Source organism: Streptomyces sp. NPDC051104, assembly GCF_040682835.1.
GTDB classification, from domain to species: Bacteria; Actinomycetota; Actinomycetes; order Streptomycetales; family Streptomycetaceae; genus Streptomyces; species Streptomyces cynarae.
In genome coordinates this window covers 19,670-38,150 of the sequence record NZ_JBFBBS010000035.1, presented here as the reverse complement: position 1 = coordinate 38,150, position 18,481 = coordinate 19,670, and the positions used below count along the sequence as shown (strand labels likewise).

At 71.9% G+C, this 18,481-nt stretch carries 22 protein-coding genes and 1 pseudogene; 9 read left to right on the top strand and 14 right to left on the bottom strand.

What is annotated here, in order from left to right:
• Window positions 1-3 precede the first annotated feature (3 nt).
• Together AB0N14_RS31655 and AB0N14_RS31650 are read right to left on the bottom strand one after the other, a co-directional pair.
• The gene (locus AB0N14_RS31655) at window positions 4-558 is read right to left on the bottom strand and encodes a YbaK/EbsC family protein (RefSeq protein ID WP_366029124.1); all 555 of its coding nucleotides are present in this window, start codon (window positions 556-558) and stop codon (window positions 4-6) included.
• A gap of 42 nt (window positions 559-600) precedes the next feature.
• Entirely contained in the window at window positions 601-1,173 is a 573-nt protein-coding gene (locus AB0N14_RS31650) for an XRE family transcriptional regulator (RefSeq protein WP_366029123.1), read from the bottom strand.
• Between the two features lie 93 nt (window positions 1,174-1,266).
• Here AB0N14_RS31650 and AB0N14_RS31645 point away from each other — a divergent pair, with 93 nt between their 5' ends.
• Window positions 1,267-2,124: a DMT family transporter gene (locus AB0N14_RS31645; RefSeq protein WP_366029122.1), complete on the top strand. Its 858-nt coding sequence runs from the start codon at window positions 1,267-1,269 to the stop codon at window positions 2,122-2,124.
• A gap of 1 nt (window position 2,125) precedes the next feature.
• Here the strand turns inward: AB0N14_RS31645 and AB0N14_RS31640 are convergent, their stop codons facing one another.
• Window positions 2,126-2,890 carry an acyltransferase gene (locus AB0N14_RS31640; protein WP_366029121.1) on the bottom strand — a complete coding sequence of 255 codons (765 nt, stop codon included), beginning with the start codon at window positions 2,888-2,890 and terminating at the stop codon, window positions 2,126-2,128.
• A 106-nt stretch (window positions 2,891-2,996) separates the two neighbouring features.
• Here AB0N14_RS31640 and AB0N14_RS31635 point away from each other — a divergent pair, with 106 nt between their 5' ends.
• On the top strand, window positions 2,997-3,530 hold the full coding sequence (locus tag AB0N14_RS31635; RefSeq protein WP_366029120.1) for a gamma carbonic anhydrase family protein: 534 nt from the start codon (window positions 2,997-2,999) through the stop codon (window positions 3,528-3,530).
• Between the two features lie 17 nt (window positions 3,531-3,547).
• Here AB0N14_RS31635 and AB0N14_RS31630 read toward each other — a convergent pair whose 3' ends face one another.
• Both AB0N14_RS31630 and AB0N14_RS31625 read right to left on the bottom strand, forming a co-directional pair.
• Window positions 3,548-4,207 carry a DedA family protein gene (locus tag AB0N14_RS31630; RefSeq protein ID WP_366029119.1) on the bottom strand — a complete coding sequence of 220 codons (660 nt, stop codon included), beginning with the start codon at window positions 4,205-4,207 and terminating at the stop codon, window positions 3,548-3,550.
• 82 nt (window positions 4,208-4,289) lie between these two features.
• Entirely contained in the window at window positions 4,290-4,487 is a 198-nt protein-coding gene (locus AB0N14_RS31625; RefSeq protein ID WP_366029118.1) for a hypothetical protein, read from the bottom strand.
• 493 nt (window positions 4,488-4,980) lie between these two features.
• Here AB0N14_RS31625 and AB0N14_RS31620 point away from each other — a divergent pair.
• Window positions 4,981-5,649: pseudogene (locus AB0N14_RS31620) on the top strand (cation acetate symporter); the annotation flags it as partial.
• Window positions 5,650-5,750: 101 nt separating this feature from the next.
• Here AB0N14_RS31620 and AB0N14_RS31615 read toward each other — a convergent pair.
• From AB0N14_RS31615 to AB0N14_RS31600, 4 genes are all read right to left on the bottom strand, one after another.
• The gene (locus tag AB0N14_RS31615; RefSeq protein WP_366029153.1) at window positions 5,751-6,188 is read right to left on the bottom strand and encodes a DUF4442 domain-containing protein; all 438 of its coding nucleotides are present in this window, start codon (window positions 6,186-6,188) and stop codon (window positions 5,751-5,753) included.
• A 104-nt stretch (window positions 6,189-6,292) separates the two neighbouring features.
• The gene (locus AB0N14_RS31610; RefSeq protein WP_366029117.1) at window positions 6,293-7,138 is read right to left on the bottom strand and encodes a fused MFS/spermidine synthase; all 846 of its coding nucleotides are present in this window, start codon (window positions 7,136-7,138) and stop codon (window positions 6,293-6,295) included.
• A gap of 61 nt (window positions 7,139-7,199) precedes the next feature.
• Window positions 7,200-8,369, bottom strand: coding sequence for an elongation factor Tu (tuf, locus tag AB0N14_RS31605; RefSeq protein ID WP_366029116.1), 1,170 nt, complete (start codon window positions 8,367-8,369; stop codon window positions 7,200-7,202).
• A 129-nt stretch (window positions 8,370-8,498) separates the two neighbouring features.
• A complete protein-coding gene (locus AB0N14_RS31600; RefSeq protein WP_366029156.1) occupies window positions 8,499-8,648 on the bottom strand; it encodes a hypothetical protein in 150 nt (49 codons plus the stop codon).
• A gap of 87 nt (window positions 8,649-8,735) precedes the next feature.
• Here AB0N14_RS31600 and AB0N14_RS31595 point away from each other — a divergent pair, with 87 nt between their 5' ends.
• On the top strand, window positions 8,736-9,566 hold the full coding sequence (locus tag AB0N14_RS31595) for a TVP38/TMEM64 family protein (protein WP_366029115.1): 831 nt from the start codon (window positions 8,736-8,738) through the stop codon (window positions 9,564-9,566).
• Between the two features lie 106 nt (window positions 9,567-9,672).
• Here the strand turns inward: AB0N14_RS31595 and AB0N14_RS31590 are convergent, their stop codons facing one another.
• Window positions 9,673-10,842 (bottom strand): thiolase family protein, encoded by a 1,170-nt coding sequence (locus AB0N14_RS31590; protein WP_366029114.1) that lies wholly within the window; start codon window positions 10,840-10,842, stop codon window positions 9,673-9,675.
• A 115-nt stretch (window positions 10,843-10,957) separates the two neighbouring features.
• Here AB0N14_RS31590 and AB0N14_RS31585 point away from each other — a divergent pair, with 115 nt between their 5' ends.
• Window positions 10,958-11,428 (top strand): helix-turn-helix domain-containing protein, encoded by a 471-nt coding sequence (locus AB0N14_RS31585; protein ID WP_366029113.1) that lies wholly within the window; start codon window positions 10,958-10,960, stop codon window positions 11,426-11,428.
• Between the two features lie 6 nt (window positions 11,429-11,434).
• Here AB0N14_RS31585 and AB0N14_RS31580 read toward each other — a convergent pair whose 3' ends face one another.
• From AB0N14_RS31580 to AB0N14_RS31570, 3 genes are read right to left on the bottom strand one after another with little or no spacing between them, the layout of a single operon-like run.
• Window positions 11,435-12,157 carry a cupin domain-containing protein gene (locus AB0N14_RS31580; RefSeq protein WP_366029112.1) on the bottom strand — a complete coding sequence of 241 codons (723 nt, stop codon included), beginning with the start codon at window positions 12,155-12,157 and terminating at the stop codon, window positions 11,435-11,437.
• A complete protein-coding gene (locus tag AB0N14_RS31575; protein WP_366029111.1) occupies window positions 12,151-13,080 on the bottom strand; it encodes a PmoA family protein in 930 nt (309 codons plus the stop codon). The genes AB0N14_RS31580 and AB0N14_RS31575 overlap by 7 nt, the downstream gene beginning before the upstream one ends.
• A complete protein-coding gene (locus tag AB0N14_RS31570; protein ID WP_366029110.1) occupies window positions 13,077-14,345 on the bottom strand; it encodes a Gfo/Idh/MocA family oxidoreductase in 1,269 nt (422 codons plus the stop codon). The genes AB0N14_RS31575 and AB0N14_RS31570 overlap by 4 nt, the downstream gene beginning before the upstream one ends.
• A gap of 354 nt (window positions 14,346-14,699) precedes the next feature.
• On the opposite strand from AB0N14_RS31570, the gene AB0N14_RS31565 reads away from it, so the two are divergent.
• From AB0N14_RS31565 to AB0N14_RS31555, 3 genes are all read left to right on the top strand, one after another.
• On the top strand, window positions 14,700-15,575 hold the full coding sequence (locus AB0N14_RS31565; RefSeq protein WP_366029109.1) for an undecaprenyl-diphosphate phosphatase: 876 nt from the start codon (window positions 14,700-14,702) through the stop codon (window positions 15,573-15,575).
• A gap of 96 nt (window positions 15,576-15,671) precedes the next feature.
• Window positions 15,672-16,343, top strand: coding sequence for a hypothetical protein (locus tag AB0N14_RS31560; RefSeq protein ID WP_366029108.1), 672 nt, complete (start codon window positions 15,672-15,674; stop codon window positions 16,341-16,343).
• Window positions 16,344-16,485: 142 nt separating this feature from the next.
• The gene (locus AB0N14_RS31555) at window positions 16,486-16,665 is read left to right on the top strand and encodes a hypothetical protein (RefSeq protein WP_366029107.1); all 180 of its coding nucleotides are present in this window, start codon (window positions 16,486-16,488) and stop codon (window positions 16,663-16,665) included.
• 42 nt (window positions 16,666-16,707) lie between these two features.
• On the opposite strand, the gene AB0N14_RS31550 is transcribed toward AB0N14_RS31555, so the two are convergent.
• Entirely contained in the window at window positions 16,708-17,448 is a 741-nt protein-coding gene (locus tag AB0N14_RS31550) for an SDR family oxidoreductase (RefSeq protein ID WP_366029106.1), read from the bottom strand.
• A gap of 286 nt (window positions 17,449-17,734) precedes the next feature.
• Between AB0N14_RS31550 and AB0N14_RS31545 the strand changes: the two genes are divergently transcribed.
• The gene (locus AB0N14_RS31545; RefSeq protein ID WP_366029105.1) at window positions 17,735-18,442 is read left to right on the top strand and encodes a hypothetical protein; all 708 of its coding nucleotides are present in this window, start codon (window positions 17,735-17,737) and stop codon (window positions 18,440-18,442) included.
• Window positions 18,443-18,481 lie beyond the last annotated feature (39 nt).

Below are 18,481 nucleotides of genomic sequence, written 5' to 3'. Positions count from 1 at the left end.
CCCTCAGACGCCCAGGCCCTCCAGCACCACCGCGTTCGGCAGTTCCGCGAACGCCTTGCCCGGCACCAGCAGCTTGCCGCGGCGTCGGCCGCTGCCCACCAGGACGTACGGCAGGTCGACGACCCTGGAGTCCACCAACACCGGCCAGCCGTCCGGCAGTCCGATCGGGGTGATGCCGCCGTACTCCATGCCGGTCTCCCCCGTCGCCACGTCCATGGGCGCGAACGAGGCCTTACGCGCGCCGAGTTGGCGGCGCACCACGCCGTTGACGTCGACCCGGGTGGCCGACAGGACCACGCAGGCGGCCAGCGTCGCCTCGCCGCCGCGCTTGCCCGCGACCACCACGCAGTTGGCGGACTGGTCGAGCAACTCCTTGCCGTAGTGCTCCAGGAAGATCGCCGTGTCGGCCCAGTCGGGCTCGGTGTCGACGTACACGATCTGCTCGGCGGGCACGCTGCCGCTCCAGTGGCGTACGGCGCCGGCGACGGGGGCGGTGAGGTCCTCGAGGCAGTCGGGGGCCGGGACGGCGTGGTCGAAGTCTCCGATGGGTGCGCGCATGACGGCACGGTAACAGCCGGGCACCCCGGGCCCGCCGGCGTCTCAGCGCACGGGCGGCACCGAGACCGCCATCACCATCTCCATCGGCACGTCGCCGTCGTTGGCGTACGTGTGCGGGGTGCTCGCCTCGAAGGAGGCACTGGCACCGGTGGGGACCCGGTACTCGACGCCGTCGACGGTGAGGGTCAGCTCGCCGGCGGTGACGTGGACGAGTTCGACCGTGCCGACGGGGTGCGGGTCCGAGGGGCTGCGGTCCCCGGGCATCAGCCGCCAGTCCCACATCTCCAGCGGGCCGGGCGCCTCGGTGCCGGCGAGGAGGCGGTTGTAGCTGCCGGCGTCCGTGTGCCAGAGGCGTACGGCCTGCTCGGCCGGGACGATGCGGACCTTGGGGCCCTGCTCGTAGTCGAGCAGGGTGGTGACACTGACCCCGAGGGCGTCGCCGATCTTGACGACCGTGCCGATGCTCGGGTTGGTGCGGGCCTGCTCGATCTGGATGAGCATGCCGCGGCTGACTCCCGCGCGGGCGGCCAGCGCATCCAGGGTGAAACCCCGCTCGGTACGCCACCGCTTGACGTTGCGCGCCAGGGACTGGGTCAGCAGGTCGAGGTCCGACACATTCCGTCCAATATTATGTATGACAGAGTTGACTCAATTGAACTATGATGGGGTGCACCTGATCGTTCACTGAACTGTACTGCGAGGCGGTCCATGACAGCACTCTTCGCCCTGGCCACCAGCCTTCTGTGGGGCCTGGCCGACTTCGGCGGCGGACTGCTGACCCGGCGCATGCCGGCGCTGACCGTGGTGGTCGTCTCGCAGACGATCGCCGCGGCCGTGCTGGGGGCGATCGTGGTGGCCACGGGCGGCTGGAGCGAGGCGGGGCCACGGCTGTGGTTCGCGCTCGCCGCGGGCCTGATCGGCCCGGTCGCGCTGCTCTCCTTCTACCAGGCGCTCGCCCTCGGCCCGATGGGCGTGGTCTCCCCACTGGCCACCCTGAGCGTGGCGGTCCCCATCGGCGCCGGGCTGTTCCTCGGCGAGCGGCCCGGGCTGGTGCAGGTGGCCGGCATCCTCGTCGCCGTCGCCGGCGTCGTGCTCGCGGGCGGCCCCCAGCTGAGGGGCGCCCCGGTCCAGCGGAAGGCGATCCTGCTGACACTCGTGGCCGCGCTCGGCTTCGGCACGGTGTTCGCGCTGATCGCGGAGGCGTCGACCACGGTCACCGGGCTGTTCCTGGCGCTCTTCGTACAGCGCGCCGCGAACGTCGCCGGAGGCGGAGCCGCCCTGTACGTCGCCCTGCGCAGGGGCGCCCCGGCGCTTCCTGCCGAGGGCCTCCCCTGGCATTCCCTGCCCGCGCTCGCCTTCGTCGGCCTGGCCGACGTGGCGGCCAACGGCACGTACGCGATCGCCGCCCGGCACGGCCCGGTCACCGTGGCGGCGGTGCTCGCCTCGCTCTACCCGGTGGTCACGGCGCTCGCCGCCCGCGGCTTCCTCAGTGAACGGCTGCGCGCCGTGCAGGCGGCGGGCGCGGGCCTTGCCCTGGTGGGCACGGTGCTGCTCGCCAGCGGCTGACTCAGGATTCCGTCTCCAGCTCGGCGAGCCGGGCGACGTCCTCCTCGTCCAGTTCGGCCAGCGCCAGCAGCTGGTCCGGCGTGACGCCGTCCGGGATCGGGACCGGGGGCGGGGTCCTCAGCGGCGGCTGCCAGCCGGCCTCGGGCGTCCAGCGCCGTACGACCCGTGCGGGGGCTCCCGCCGCCACCGCGTGGTCCGGTACCACACCCCGTACCACCGCCCCGGCCGCCACCACCACGTTCCGCCCGATCCGCGCCCCCGGCAGGATCACCGCGCCCGTGCCGATCCAGCAGCCCGGCCCGATCTCCACCGGCTCCATCCGGGGCCACTGCTTGCCGATCGGCTCATGGGGATCGTCGTAGGAGTGGTTGGTGGAGGTCACGTAGACGTACGGCCCGAAGTAGCAGTCGCTGCCGATCGTGACCGTGGTGTCGGCGATGACATGGCTGCCCCGGCCGAGGACCACACCGTCGCCGATGCGCAGGATCGGGTCCGGGCCGAGGTCCAGGTCCGGCATGAGCCCCGCGGTCAGCGTGACCTGCTCGCCGATGATGCAGTGGGCGCCGAGGTGGATCCACGGCTCGCCGAAGACCGTGCCGAGCGGGAAGGCGAGTCTGGTACCTGTTCCCATCGCGCCGAAGCGGAAGCGCCCGGGGTGCTCCGCGGTCACCGACCCCGTGCGCTGCACCCAGGCCCAGCCCGCGCGGACGGCGCGCTGCGCGAGGCCACGGCGCCATGATGAGAACGTGTTCCTGCTCCTGAGCACCCGCTTACCGTAATCGGCCGGGGCTGGGGCCGGGCGTCCGGGCGCCTGTGATCTTCGCCCCACCGATGGCGTACGGTGCCGGTGTACCGACCACGAGGAGACGGCCATGACGCAGAAGACGCTGATAGCGGGGATCGGCGGAAGGGATCCCAAGGTGGATCAGGAGGCGTTCGTGTCCCCCACGTCGGTGGTGATCGGGGACGTGACGCTGCACGCGGGCGCGAGCGTCTGGTACGGCGCGGTACTGCGCGGCGACGTCGAGCGGATCACCGTCGGCGCGAACAGCAACGTCCAGGACAACTGCACGCTGCACGCCGACCCGGGCTTCCCGGTCACCGTCGGCGAACGGGTCTCCATCGGGCACAACGCGGTGGTCCACGGCGCGACCGTGGAGGACGACTGCCTGATCGGCATGGGCGCCACCGTCCTCAACGGCGCGGTCATCGGCGCGGGCTCCCTGGTCGCCGCCCAGGCCCTGGTCCCGCAGGGCACGCGGGTGCCGCCGGGCTCACTGGTGGCGGGCGTCCCCGCGAAGGTCAAGCGGGAGCTGACGGCCGAGGAGCGGGAGGTCGTCACACTGAACGGCACGATGTACGCGGACCTGGCGCGGACGCACCGCGAGGTGCACGAGGGGAAGTGAGGCCCGAGAAGTGAGGCTCACTCGGAGGCCGGTACGGTCTCCGGTTCCGTCTCCTGCTCACCGGCCGCCGCCCTGCTCGCCTTGCCGGCCTTGCGCTTCACGATCAGCATCGAGGCGAGGCCGATCAGGGCCGCCGCCACCAGCCCGAGGTAGGAGAACTTCTTCAGCCAGGACTCGGCGACGACACCCACGTAGTAGATGACCGCGGTCGTGCCGCCCGCCCAGACGACGCCCCCCAGGAAGTTCGCGATCAGGAACTTCCAGTACGGCATCCTCAGCACCCCGGCGAGCGGCCCGGCGAAGATCCGTAGCAGGGCGACGAAACGGCCGAAGAAGACCGCCCACATGCCCCACTTCTCGAAGGACCGCTCGGCGGTCGCGACATGGCCCTCGCCGAAGTGCTTGGGGAACTTCTTCCCGAGCCAGGCCAGCAGCGGACGCCCGCCCTTGCGGCCGATCGCGTAGCCGATCGAGTCACCGACGACGGCGCCGACGCTCGCGCAGGCCCCGAGGACCACCGGGTTGATGCCGCTGTGCTGGGAGGACAGCAGGGCCGCCGACACCAGGACGATCTCGCCGGGCAGCGGGATGCCCAGGCTCTCCAGACCGATGACCAGCGCCACCACGGCGTAGACGGCGGCCGCTGGGACCGTGTCGAGCCACTCCTGGACGTGCACCGCCGGTTCCTCCCCGATTCGCGTCCCTGCCTTCACGGCGCGCGGGCCGGCCGGCACCGCACACGCCGTGAAGCCTACCGGCTCAGCCGGCCGCGCCGCCGTCCCAGAGATCGCACTGGTGGTCGCGTCCCACGGTGGCGCTCAGGGTGTTCCCGCCCCGGGAGGCCGTCTTCAGGGAGAGGACGAGCCCCGGCCGGCCGGGCATGGCGGGCTGTCCCGCGGCGCGCGGCACCCCGTCCCGGACGAACGAGCCCCAGTACTGGACCATCTGCCGCGGCAACGCCCTCTGCTCCGCGTTCAGCGGTGACTCGAGGCCGAAGTGCTTGGAGGTACTGCACCTCGTTCACATGGGTCGCGCCGAAGTCGAAGTCGGTGTGCAGGTCGCGCAACGAGGCGAAGGGCGGTGAGGTGCGGTCGGCGAACTCGTACGAGTAGACCGGTCCCCGCCCGGCGAGCACGCCGTCCAGCCGTAGCGCGGGGCACGCGAAGAGCGTGTCGCCGAGGGCGGTGGCGAATGCGATCGTCGGGAGGCGTAGGCCGGCAGCGGGTAGCGCCGCAGGGCGCGGTCGCCGAAGTCCGAGCGCATGACCTGCGGGTACTGCTCGGCGGGAGCGGATTGCCGGTCAGGCCGAACGAGGAGAAGGCGAAGAGTCGCCCCTCGTCCGTGTTCGCCCCGTCGAGGACCGGCACCCGGGCGGCGGCTCCCCGAGCGAAGGCCGTGGCGGGCTGCACGGGCAGGAAGGCGCCGCCGGCCACCGGACCCCAGTCGAAGCCTGGGGCGGGAGACCATCGCGAAGATCGACCCCAGGGGTGACGCGACCGTCCTGCTGCTCGCCCGGTCCCTCGGCGGCGGCCTGCTCACCGCGCTGATCTCCTGCCTGGCCTTCGTGACCCTGCTCGCGGTCGCGGCCGGACTCACCTTGGCCGCCGCCTCCTCGCTCGCCCACGACCTCTACGGCGAGGTCATCCGCAAGGGGCAGGCGACCCAGGCCGAGGAGCTGGGCGTGGCGCGGATGGCGGCGGTCGTCATCGGCGTCCTCGGCATGCTGCTGGCCCTGCTGCCGTGGGAGATCAGCACGGCCGGTCTGGCCTTCCTCGCCTTCGCCATCGCGGCGTCGGCGATCCTGCCGGCCCTGGTCTACAGCCTGTTCTGGCGCCGTTTCTCCGCGCACGGGGCGCTGCTCAGCCTGTACGGCGGCCTGGCCTGCTCGGTGCTGCTGGTGGTGTTCTCCCCGGTGCTCTCCGGCTCCCCCACGTCGGTGTATCCCCATATCGACTTCGCCTGGTTCCCGCTGCAGAACCCGGGCATCGTCTCGATCCCGGCGGGATTCCTGCTGGGGTGGCTGGGGAGCGTGCTGCGACCGCAGCAGGGGCCGTCACAGTACGAGGAGTTCGAGATCCGCACGCTGGTGGGCGCGGCGCCCCGCGCGGCCCGGGACTGATCGCTTCCTCCACCGTTCCGGCACCGCCCGCTGCGTAAAGGCCCCGGCCAGGGCAAACGCGCCCGGCCGGGGCCCTTCGCGTACGGCGGCCCGTGGGGGCGTCAGCCGTTGGGGCGCAGGGTCCAGACGACCGTCATTTCGCCGGTGACGGCGCCGTCTTCACGCTGGATGGCGATGGCGACGGGGAACTCGGGGCGCAGGCCGGCGTCGAGCTCGGCGACGACCTCGGCGGCGGGGCGGCCGAGCGTGGCGGTCGCGGTGACCGGGCCCATCGCCAGCTTCTTGTAGGCGATCTCGGCGCTGACGGCGAGCGGAACGGCCCGCGACAACTGCTCCCCGAACGCGGCCAGCACGATCGCGCCACTCGCCGACTCGCCGAGGGTGAACATCGCTCCGGCGTGCGGCCCGCCGACATGGTTGTGGAAGTCGCCCTGGTCCGGCAGGGTCACCACGGCCTTCTCCGGCGTGGTCTCGAGGAACTCCAGGTTGAGGGTCCTGGCCATCGGCACCGTGGCGGCGAGCATCTCGCCGATCGACATCTGGTCTGCGCTCATGCGCGACATGTTACCCGCGGGTAGTTATGGCTGGAAGGGGTCCGCCCCATGCGTTCCGCGGATGCGGCAACGCCGGACACGGCACCCGATCACCCGATGCTGAAGGCGCCGTCGGGCGGTTCGGGCGACGGGACGGCGTTCTCGTCGTGCACCGGCTCCGCGCCGCCCATGAAGTCCCTTAGCGCCGCCCCGTGTTCGACACGGGCCGGGAACGCGTCCGCGGCGGATCGACGGGCGAGCGGGGCCGTGTCCAGTGGCCGGTGCCCGGCGACGAGCACGGCGTTGCCGAAGCGGCGGCCGCGCAGCACGGCCGGCTCGGCGATCAGCACGAGCTCCTGGAACACCGTGGCGAATGTGGCGAGTTGGGAGCGCAGGAAGGCGAAGGGCGCGGCGTCGGCGAGGTTCGCCAGATAGACGCCGTCCGGGCGCAGCAGCCGCTCGGCGGCACGCGCGTACGCCACCGTCGTCAGGTGGGCGGGGACTCGGGAGCCGCCGAAGACGTCCGCGATCACGATGTCGGCCGAGGACGGCGGGGCGGCCTCCAGCCAGGCGCGGGCGTCAGCCGGGTGCAGGGTGATGCCGGAGCCCGCGGGCAGCGGGAGGTGCTCCACGACGAGGTCCAGCAGGCCCCCGTCGGCCTCGACCACGTCCTGCCGTGAGCCGGGTCTGGTCGCGGCGACATAGCGCGGCAGGGTGAGCGCGCCCCCGCCGAGGTGCACCACGTCCAGCGCCCGCCCCGGCTCCGCGGCCGTGTCCAGCACATGGCCGAGCCGTCGCGCGTACTCGAACTCCAGATGCGTCGGGGCGTCCAGATCGACGTACGACTGCGGCGCCCCGTCGACCGTGAGGAGCCAGGCCCGCTCACGGTCGACGTCGGGCATCAGCTTGGCGGTGCCGTAGTCGGTGGTACGGGTGACGGGTATGGGCTCGCTCACGGCTCCATTGTGCGGGTGCGGGAAGACCGCGGCCTCCCCGCACCCGCTAGGAACGGCACCCTCAGGTGACGGACGTCACCGTGCCGGCGCCGACCGTCCGGCCGCCCTCACGGATCGCGAACCCCAGCCCCGACTCAAGCGGGACCTCACGGCCCAGCTCCACCGTCATCGTGACCGTGTCGCCGGGGCGGGCGACCGCCGTCTCCCCGAGGTCGACGTCCCCGACGACATCCGCCGTACGGATGTAGAACTGGGGCCGGTAACCGGTCGACACCGGCGTCGTACGCCCGCCCTCACGGGCCGACAGCACGTACACCCGTGCCGTGAAGCGCCGGCTCGGCACCACACTGCCGGGCGCCGCGACGACGTGCCCGCGGCGGACCGCGTCGCGCGGCACCCCGCGCAGCAGCAGCGCCACGTTGTCCCCCGCCTGCGCCTCCTCCATCGGCTTGCCGAAGGTCTCCAGACCGGTGACCACCGTCTCCACTTCCGCGCCGAGCACCTCGACCCGGTCGCCCACCCGGATTGTGCCGCGCTCGACCGCGCCGGTGACGACCGTGCCGCGGCCGGTGATGGTGAGCACGTTCTCCACCGGCAGCAGGAACGGCGCGTCCACGTACCGCTCGGGCATGGGCACATACGTGTCCACCGCGTCGAGCAGCGCGTCGATCGCCGCGGTCCAACGCGGGTCCCCCTCCAGGGCCTTGAGCCCGGAGACGCGTACGACCGGTACGGAGTCGCCCGGATAGCCCTGCGTGGTGAGCAGGTCGCGGACCTCCAGCTCGACGAGGTCGGCGAGCTCCTCGTCGCCCGCGTCGGCCTTGTTGAGGGCGACGACGATGTGGTCGACGCCCACCTGCCGGGCGAGCAGCACGTGTTCGGCGGTCTGCGGCATGATCCCGTCGAGCGCGGAGACGACGAGGATCGCCCCGTCGAGCTGCGCGGCGCCGGTGACCATGTTCTTGACGTAGTCGGCGTGGCCCGGCATGTCCACGTGCGCGTAGTGCCGGGTGTCCGTCTCGTACTCGACGTGCGCGATGTTGATGGTGATGCCGCGCGCCGCCTCCTCCGGGGCCCGGTCGATCCGGTCGAACGGCACGAAGGTGCCGGTGCCGCGCTCGGCGAGGACCTTGGTGATGGCGGCGGTCAGGGTGGTCTTGCCGTGGTCGACGTGGCCCATCGTGCCGATGTTCAGGTGCGGTTTGGTGCGCACGTATGCCGTCTTGGGCATGGCTGTACCTCGTAGCCTCTTCGGTGGTGCTGAGTGACGGCCCCGGCGTCGGGAGTCGCGGCCGGGACGGGGACCCCGAGGTCTTGCCGACCCTCCCCCTGCGGGGTCCGCCGGACGATCCGGGAAGGGTCAGCTTCGGGCGCCGTCGACTGCGGCCATGAGGAGCGGGACGGCAGCCTTCGGGGCATCCGCGACGGCGGATGCTGCGAGGACGAAGGCGTACCGGAACATGCCGTAGAGCATCGCCGACGCGTCCGCCGGCGTCGAATGGTTTTTCACGCGGGGCGAGTTCAGCGAGAGATGCCTCTCATGCTCGTGAGGCGGACCATACGGCGATCACACACACCCGTCGGTTACTGTCACCGAATGCTCGATGCCACCACCCGCTCTGGCGGCACCGCCACGGTCTCTCCCCGGGCCCTGACCACGGCCTCTCCCCGGGCCGCCACGGAGCTCACAGCCGCACCGGACGCCGCCGTCGTCATATCGCCCGGTTTCGCCGCCCGTTGCACCAGAGTGCTGCTGTCGCCCTGGTCGCGTCTCGCCCTGCTCGTCGCGCTGCTCGTGGCGGCGGCGTCCTGTGTGCTGGCGTTCGAGCCGCAGAGACTGCTGGCGCACGGCTGGCCGCCGCAGCTCGGAGGTGCCGGGGCGGCCGTCGTCTTCGCGGTGGCGTACGGGGTGTGCACGGTCGCGTTCGTGCCGCGCCCGCTGCTGAACCTGGCGGCGGGCGCCCTGTTCGGCTCGCAGCCGGGCACGGGCGCGGCCCTCGCGGGCACCGTGCTCGGGGCCGGGATCGCGTTCGGGCTCGGCCGGGTGCTGGGGCAGGACGCGCTGCGTCCGCTGCTGCGCGGGCGCTGGCTGAAGGCGGCGGACGGGCAGCTCAGCCGGCACGGCTTCCGCTCGATGATGGCGGCGCGGCTGTTCCCCGGGGTGCCGTTCTGGGCGGCCAACTACTGCGCCGCCGTCTCCCGGATGCGCTGGGCGCCGTTCCTGCTCGCGACGGCGCTCGGCTCGGTCCCGAACACCGCCGCGTACGTCGTCGCCGGAGCCCGCGCCGCGAAACCGACCTCGCCGGTCTTCCTGATCGCGCTGGCGTTCATCGCGGTGCCCGCGCTGGCCGGAGCGGTGGTGGCCTGGCGCAAGCGCCACCACCTGCGCGGCCGCGCTGGTGCCGTGCTGGGCGTCGCGAGCCGGTGAAACTTTCCGGCCACAGCGCCACATCGCCTCGGGACCGCAGTGGACCGCCACTGGACGGCCCATAGACCGGCCGCTAGGCCGCCTCTAGACCGCCTCTAGACCGCCTCTAGACCGCCTCTAGGATCATGGCGTTGGCGAGGCCGCCCGCCTCGCACATCGTCTGCAGGCCGAAGCGGGCTCCGCGCGTGCGGAGTGCGTGCGCGAGCGTCGTCGTCAGGCGGGTGCCGCTCGCGCCCAGCGGGTGGCCGATCGCGATGGCCCCGCCGTGCACGTTGACCTTGGTGCGGTCGGCGCCCGTCTCCTGCTGCCACGCCAGGACGACGGAGGAGAAGGCCTCGTTCACCTCGAACAGGTCGATGTCGTCGAGCGTCAGCCCCGCCTTGCGCAGCACCTTCTCAGTGGCCGGGATGACCCCGGTGAGCATCAGCAGCGGGTCGGAGCCGGTGACCGCGAAGCTGTGCAGCCGGGCGAGCGGACGCAGGCCGAGGCGGGCCGCGGTCTCGCTCGAGGTGATCAGCAGGGCGGAGGCGCCGTCGTTGATGGGGCTCGCGTTGCCGGCGGTGACGTTCCACTCGATCTGCGGGAACCGCTCGGCGAACGCGGGGTCGTAGTAGGCGGGCTTGAGGCCGGCGAGTATCTCGGACGTGCTGCCGGGGCGGACGCACTCGTCGCGCGTGAGGCCCTCCAAGGGAGCCGTTTCCGCGTCGAACCGGCCGGCGTCCCAGGCCGCTGCCGCCTTCCGGTGCGAGGAGACGGCGAAGGCGTCCATCTGCTCACGGTCGATCGACCACTTGGCGGCGATCAGCTCGGCGCTGATGCCCTGCGGGACCAGGCCCTCCGGATAGCGCTCGGCGACACCGGGCCCGAAGGGGTCCTTGCCGGCAGGCACGTTGGACCACATCGGTACGCGGCTCATGGACTCCACACCGCAGGCCACCACGATGTCGTACGCGCCCGACATCACGCCCTGCGCCGCGAAGTGCACGGCCTGCTGGGAGGAGCCGCACTGGCGGTCGACGGTGGTCGCGGGCACCGTCTCCGGGAAGCCCGCGGACAGGACGGCGTACCGGGTGGTGTTCATGGCCTGCTCGCCGACCTGGTCGACGGTGCCGCCGATGACGTCGTCGATGAGCACCGGGTCGATGCCGGAGCGCTCGACCAGGGTGCGCAGGGTGTGCGCGAGGAGTTCCACGGGGTGGACGTGGGCGAGGGCGCCGTTCGGCTTCCCCTTGCCCACCGGGGTGCGTACGGCTTCGACGATGACGGCGTCACGCATGGTGCGGGCCTCCTTGCCCGGCTGCTGCCGGTGCGGCGATTACCGGTGAGTAGGAAATCTGGACCCACCATAACGCGCAGGGTTGGAAAATCAAACCCATGTCTAGACTGGGCTCATGGCCGCCACCAAAGACCCGCGCCCCTGCTCCATCGCCGACGCCCTGGCCCTGGTCGGCGAGAAGTACTCCCTGCTCGTCCTGCGCGAGGTCTGCCTCGGCAACGGGCGGTTCGACCAGCTGGTGCGCAACATCGGCGCCCCGCGCGACATCCTGGCCGCGCGGCTGAAGCGGCTGGTGGAGGCGGGGATCCTGACGAAGAGGCTCTACAGCGAGCGCCCGCAGCGCTTCGAGTACCGGGCCACACCGGCGGGCCTGGAACTGGAGCCGGTCCTGATGACCCTCAAGGAATGGGGCGACCGCCATCTCCGGAAAGACGGTGATCGCCCGATGGTGATCGAACACATCTGCGGCAACGAACTCGTCCCGGTCGTCACCTGCTCCGCCTGCGGCGAGGAAGTGCGCCACGAGGACCTGACGGCGCACCCGCAGGCGCCGGGCTGGACGGTGTCCGGCCCGGCCGCCGCGTAGGCCTGCCTACACGGTCCCCTTGTAGACGTTGAGCCGTCCGCACATCCCGAACTTCCCGTACGCGGACGGCTGCTCGGACCGTACGACCGCGTCCGCGAGGTGGGAGGCGTCGCCGCGCTCCAGGCGGTCGAGCTGGTCGCCGGTCGCCGCCGCGGCGGCCCGGGCGCCACGCTCCCACCGCTCGCGCCACTCGGCCAGCCGCGGCCGCACCAGCGCGGCGGCGGCCCGGTGGAAGGCGGCGAGCGGCTCGGGGCCGTCCGCGTCGCGCAGCGCCCGGTAGCCCTGGAGGGCCAGGTCGCGGCGCGCCCGGGCGATCCGCTCCTGCTCCTCCTCGGGAGCGTCACCGGGGATCGCGGTCGCTGCGGCGTACGTCTCCGGGTCGGTCAGGTACTGCGGGGGCAGGGTCAGGACGGCGTCGCCCGCCTCGGGCAGCCCGTTGTTCTGCATGAGGACGGTGATCCGCAGGTCGTCCTCGTTGACCAGCCGGTGGACGGTGCCCGGCGTGAACCAGGCGACTGTGCCGGGCTCCAGCGGCGTGACCTCGTACCCGGACGTCGTCAGCGTCTGCACCGCGCCGCGCCCGCCGGTGACGACATACGCCTCCGAGCAGGTCAGATGCATGTGCGGGGTGCCACCGCACGCGCCGTCGGCCGCCGGCCAGTCGTAGACGGACAGATGGGAGACGGCGACGGCGCCCGGCAGCCCCGTGAACTCCGCTGTGTTCACCACGGATGCTCCTCGAGGTACTTGGCCACCTCTTCACGCTCCCACGCGCCGTCCGCGACCACGACCCGGTAGCGGCGGCGCAGGGTGTCGCCCGGGGCCAGCTCCAGCTCGTCGTAGAACGCCCAGGAGGGAGCGACGGCGGCGAAGGGGTCGTTGCGGACGAACCAGTGGGCGGGATGGGCGCCCCGCTCACCCAGGTGGTCGTTCTCCGGTGCGTGCGCGAAGACGAGGGTGGCGTGCCCGTCGGTGCCGTCGTGCTCGCCCGAGTACGCGAGCCAGGGGGCCTGCTGCCCCATCAGACCGGGGCCTTCCGCGCCTTCCGCGACGACCCTTCCGTCGCGGAAGGCGCGCGGACCGCGCCAGAAGAGGCCGGTGTAGCCGGCCATCTCCCGGCCGGCCGTCGTCGGGCTGCCGAACAGCAGCGGCTCGCCGCGGCGGTTGGTGATCGCGGAGGTCCACGTGAGCGCCCAGGAGCCGGAGGCGACGTCGACGTCGTGCACCTCGATGCGGCGCTCCTCCTCGGCCCACAGCTCGCCGGTGTACGGGTGCCAGGTGAGCCGCTCGGCGATGACCGCGCGGTCGCCGTCCGCGTCGACCTCGTCGAAGCCGACGTGCGCCATCGAGCCGACGCGCTCCGGCAGCTCCAGGTAGCCCTCGCCGTGCACGTAGGTGTTGCCGCCCCACAGGTTCTGCCCGGACAGATGGGAGGCGGTCAGCTGCAGGCCCTTGTGCCAGCGGTGGTCGTTGGGCCGGTAGTCGGTGACGACGTCGCCGGCGAGCGTACGGACCGGGTGCAGATACGGCTTGGGCGCCTCCCAGGCCGCCTCGGGGCCGTACACGTAGGAGAAGAGCTCGACGCCGGTGGTCGGTTCCGTGAGGGTGATGCGGTCGCCGTGCGCGTGCACGATGCGCAGGGTCGCGGTCATGCGGACACCTCCTCGCTCGGCGCCGCCGAGGACGCCTGAGCCACCACGGGCGCCCAGCCGGGCGCGCGTCCGTGCAGGGCCGTGTAGTACGGGTCGCCGGGGCCGATCTCCCCGGCGCGGACGGTTGTGTCGGTGAACGCGGACTTGTACAGCGCGGTGATCAGCTCCAGGCTGGTCCGTCCGTCCGCGCCGCTGCTGCGGGGCCGCTCGCCCGCGCGCATGCTCGCGACCAGCTCGCGCAGCTGCTCCAGGTGCGAGCTCGGCACGTCCGCGCCGAAGTCGCTCCAGGCCGCGGCCTCCTCCTCGGGCACGTCGGGGGCCGGGGTGATGCGCCAGTTGTCGTTGCTGTGTCCGTACAGGTGCTTGAGTTCCACGGTGGCGCGCTCGCAGTCGATGCGGATGCGGCTGACCTCGTCCGGGCTGAGCACGCTGTTCACGATGGTGGCGAGGGCGCCGTTCTCGAACCGAACGAGCGCCGTCGAGACGTCCTCCGTCTCCACGTCGTGCACCAGCCGCCCGGCCATGGCCCGCACCTCGCTCCACGGTCCGAGCAGGTCGAGCAGAAGGTCCATCTGGTGGATGCCGTGGCCCATGGCGGGACCGCCGCCCTCGGTGTGCCAGCGGCCGCGCCACGGCACGGCGTAGTAGGCGGCGTTGCGGTACCACGTGGTCTGGCAGTGCGCGACCAGCGGCCGGCCCAGGGCCTGCTCGGTGAGCAGCCGCCGCACGTGCCGGGAGCCGGAGCCGAAGCGGTGCTGGAAGACGATCGCCGCGTACGGGCCGCCGTCCGTGCCCTCCTCCGCCTCGACGGCGTCGAAGTCGGCCAGCGTGGGCACCGGCGGCTTCTCGCACCACACCCAGGCGCCCGCCCGCAGCGCGGCGACGGTCTGCTCGCGGTGCACGGTGGGCGGCGTGCAGATGCTGACCAGGTCCGGCCGCTGCTCCTCCAGCATGCGGTGGAGGTCGGTGTACGCATGGGGGATTCCGCCCTGGGCGCAGAAGCGCTCGACCGCGTCGGCGTCTATGTCGACGGCTGCGACGATCTCGGTCTCGCCCTCCTCGGCGAGGCGGGCCAGCGCGGAGATATGGGAACGTGCGATGCCGCCCGTGCCCACGATCGCGGCCTTGATGCGGCGGCCTGCGTACGGCGACGCCGAGCGGTCCGCGCGCGGCTTCGGGATCAGCGCTCGGTGGGGCTCCGGATCGGGCGTGCTCTGAGGACTTGTGGCATCGTCGGTGGCGGACGCGTTGTGGTCTGTGGGCATGAACGTGATCAGCGCTCCATCGGACGTGACGTCTGACGTTGGCCAACGCGTGTTGACTCCCGAGGACCCCGGGGGGCAGCAAGCGCTTTCCCTGCGCTCGAACGTAAGCGGCGCCCGAGTGACCGGTCAACACCACGGACGTGTGACGTTCGACCAGGAGACGAGGTCCGGGCGCAGGCGACCCGCCCGGCCGCCCCAAGCACAGGCAAAGACCCGGTGAAGGCACCGTCATGCCGGGACGCTACGCTGCCCTCCACCACACTCGATCACCGGCTGCGTCCAGGGCCTGGGGCAGGCCCCGGCTCGGTGTGCCCGTCGTCACCCCCACGATCAGCTCTTGGACCACATCACGTCATGTCTTGGCTTGAATCCCTCATCCTCGGACTCGTCCAGGGGCTGACCGAGTTCCTTCCCGTCTCCTCCAGCGCGCATCTGCGGCTGACCGCGGCCTTCGCGGGCTGGGAGGACCCGGGGGCCGCCTTCACCGCCATCACGCAGATCGGCACGGAGTCCGCGGTGCTGATCTACTTCCGCAAGGACATCGCGAACATTCTCTCCGCCTGGTTCCGGTCCCTGCTCGACAAGACGATGCGGCAGCACCCGGACGCGCGGATGGGGTGGCTGGTGATCGTCGGTTCCATACCCATCGGTGTGCTCGGCGTGACCCTCAAGGAGCAGATCGAGGGCCCGTTCCGTGATCTTCGCGTGACGGCGACGATGCTGATCGTCATGGGCGTGATCCTCGGCACCGCGGACCGCCTGGCGGCACGCGACGAGACCGGCGGCCGGCACCGGGCGCCGAAGCAGCGCAAGACGCTTCAGGACCTCAGCATCAGGGACGGCCTGACGTACGGCGTCTGCCAGGCGATGGCCCTGGTCCCCGGCGTCTCCCGCTCCGGCGCCACCATCAGCGGCGGCCTCTTCCTCGGCTACCGGCGCGAGGCCGCCGCCCGCTACTCCTTCCTGCTCGCCATTCCGGCCGTGCTGGCCTCGGGGGCGTTCGAGCTCAAGGACGCGGCGGAGGCGGGGCATGTGAGCTGGGGGCCGACGCTGTTCGCGACAGTGATCGCCTTCGGGTCGGGGTATGCGGTCATCGCGTGGTTCATGAAGTTCATCTCGTCGAAGTCGTTCATGCCGTTCGTCTGGTACCGCATCGCGCTGGGCATCGCGATCATCGCGCTGGTGGCGGCGGGGGTCCTGAGCCCGCATGCCGCGGAGTCGGCGGGCTGAAAAGGTGTCAGTGCACAGCGTGGCCGTGCACGGGCAGTTCACGCCACTGTTCGTTCGCGGCTGATCTACGGCGGCCCGGCATGGCAGAGTCATGCCATGTCCTCCTCGATGTCCGGCCGACGCGGCACGTTGGCCGTCACGGCACTGCTCCTGCTCGCCGCCCTGTCCCTCGACGCCTGCGGTCAGCAGCGGGCCACGAGCTCGACGGCCGGAGCCGCACCGAGCACGTCTCGTAGTTCCGCCCCGGGCGCCGTGAGCACGCCTCGGAGTTCCGCACCGGACGCCACGAGCACCCCGCCAAGTGCCGTCTCCGCCACAGGGGGAGCACCGGCGTACGTGGAACCGGGGGCAGGCGACGGCGCTCCGCACTACAACGAGAACAACGGCTCTCGCCGGCCACGCGCCATGTCTCCCGCCGACGCGAAGGACGCGCAGCGGGAGGCCGACCGCATCGAGCCGGTGCTCAAGCGGCTGTGGGAGGCGAAGAAGTGGGACCCCGCGACGGTGCGCGCGGCACTTCTCCGGCTCGGCTACAAGGAGGAACAGACCGGACCGAAGGGGGAGCGCCTCGGCGGGACGCTGACCGTCCGGGCGATGGACTCACGCTACAGGGACGGCCACTACGTCACGCCCGAGGGTGCGCTGGTCGGCCTTCGCGTCCATGACGACGCCTGCGTCACAGCGTTCGTGCAGAAGACCAACTACCAGGTGAGCACCAACGGCCCCTACCCGGAGACCGGATGCTTCGAGCCGCCCTTCGCCCACTGAGCCGGCCGAACGGCCACGGACGCCGGCCCAAGGCGACAGAATCCCCCAATTCCCCAGCACGGAAAGGACCGTGACCAACCACATACCGCACGCGTAGCCGTGCGGTAGCGCGCTGTCAGTCCTTGCCCCTAGGCTTGTTCGCATGTCCCCCGAATCCATGAGCCCTGGTTCCACGCGCTCTGCCGAGGACTTGAACGAGCGGATCCGCGCGCTGTGGATGCGTACGGGCGGCTCCCTGTCGGCTGAGGAGCGCGCGGAGTACGAGCTGTTGGTCGTCGAGTGGGCGGCGGCGATACGCGGCGAGGTCATAGAGGCGGCCTGACGCGAGCCGCCGCCGCACGGAGACGGGACGGCGGTCGACACGTCACCGCCCGCCGGCCACCCTCAGCACGGCGCCCGTCGTGTACGAGGACTCCGGGGACATCAGCCAGGCGATCGCCGCAGCGATCTCCTCGGCGCTACCGGCTCGGCGCAGCGGGATCGCCGCCGCCATCCGCCGGGGCCGGTCCGGGTCGCCCATCGCCGCATGGATCTCGGTGTCGACCAGTCCGGGTGCCACCGCGTTGACGCGGATGCCGTCCGGTCCCAGTTCCTTGGAGAGGCCCATCGTCAGGGCGTCCACCGCGGCCTTGGACGCCGCGTAGTGGACGTACTCACCGGGACTTCCCAGCGTCGCCGCCCCCGACGACACGTTGACGATGACACCGCTCCCGCGTGCCGCCATCTCCCGCGCGGCCCGGCGCGAACACAGCAGCGTACCGAGGACGTTGACCTCCACCACCCGGCGCAGAACGTCCGTGTCCGTGTCCGCGAGCCGGCCCAGCGGTCCCGTCACCCCGGCGTTGTTCACCAGCCCCGTCACCGGTCCGATGGCGTCGGCGGCCGTATCGAAGAGCCGGTCGACAGCGGCCTCGTCGGACGTGTCCACGCGCACGGTGACACACCGCGCCCCTGCCGCCCGTACGGCCTCGGCGGTCCGCTCCGCGACGTCGGCGTCGCGCAGGTAGCCGAGCGCCACGTCGTGCCCGTCCGCCGCGAGCCGCACACACGTGGCGGCACCGATCCCGCGGCTGCCGCCCGTGACCACCGTCACCGGACGCGTCATCTGCAGCCTCCCTCTCCGGAGCCGTAACGGAGTGGATCATCCTACGCTCACACCGTACGCCCCGAGCTTCGCCTGCCTGGCGGTCAGTTCCGGGCAATCGCCCCGCCTTTGACGGAGAGACAGACAGACGTACGGCCACCGGTATGCGCCCAGTCCCGCGTTTACACCCGACCGGCCCCCTCGGATCACACCTGATGCTCGTCCGATATGACAGCTATGTGTGGCATCTATACGTTCATCGCAGTTCGGCTGCCCGGCCGGCGTCTCTGCGACAGAAGGAAATGACATGCGCACGCGTACCTACGCCGTGGCCGCCGCCGTAGTAGGCGTGGCCGCCATGGCCACCACCGGCATCACCTACGCATCGACCGACGGATTCTCCGAGCCCGCCCCGGCCGCCAAGCCGGCCGCCAAACCGGCCGTCGCGCCCGTCCACCGGGCGGCTCCGCCCGCCCAGCGCCCCGCCCCCGCCGCACCGGCTCCCCAGGGCAAGACGGACGAGAAGCGGGACGAGGGTCGCGACGGCGGCCATGAGCACGGTGAGGACGAGGGTCGCGACGGCGGCCATGAGCACGGTGAGGACGAGCACGGTGAGGACGACGGCCACGAACGCAGGCACGAGGGCAGGATCCAGTTCAACGAGCGGACGTACTCCGCCGTCGAGGACGGCTGCATCGTCGCCGCGAGCGGGCTCGGCTCCAGCAGCTTCAGCATCTTCAACGACAGTGACAAGACCGTCGAGGTCTTCCGCGGGTTCACCTGTGACAACGGAGCCCCGGTCGCCGTCGTCGGCCCCCACGGCGACACCTTCGGGGTGGTGCCCCGCACCGTCCACGAGGGCTACGGGGACCAGGGGGACCAGGACGGCTTCGACGGCGACGGCGACGGCGGCTTCGGGGGCCTCAGGGGCTTCGGCGGCTTCGGGGGCCTGTTCCCGGACGACGGTGTCGTCGGCAGCTTCCGGGTGATCGGCCACCACGACGACGAATGGTGACGACGCACCCCGGAATACCCGCCTCCGGGCCCGCGCCCG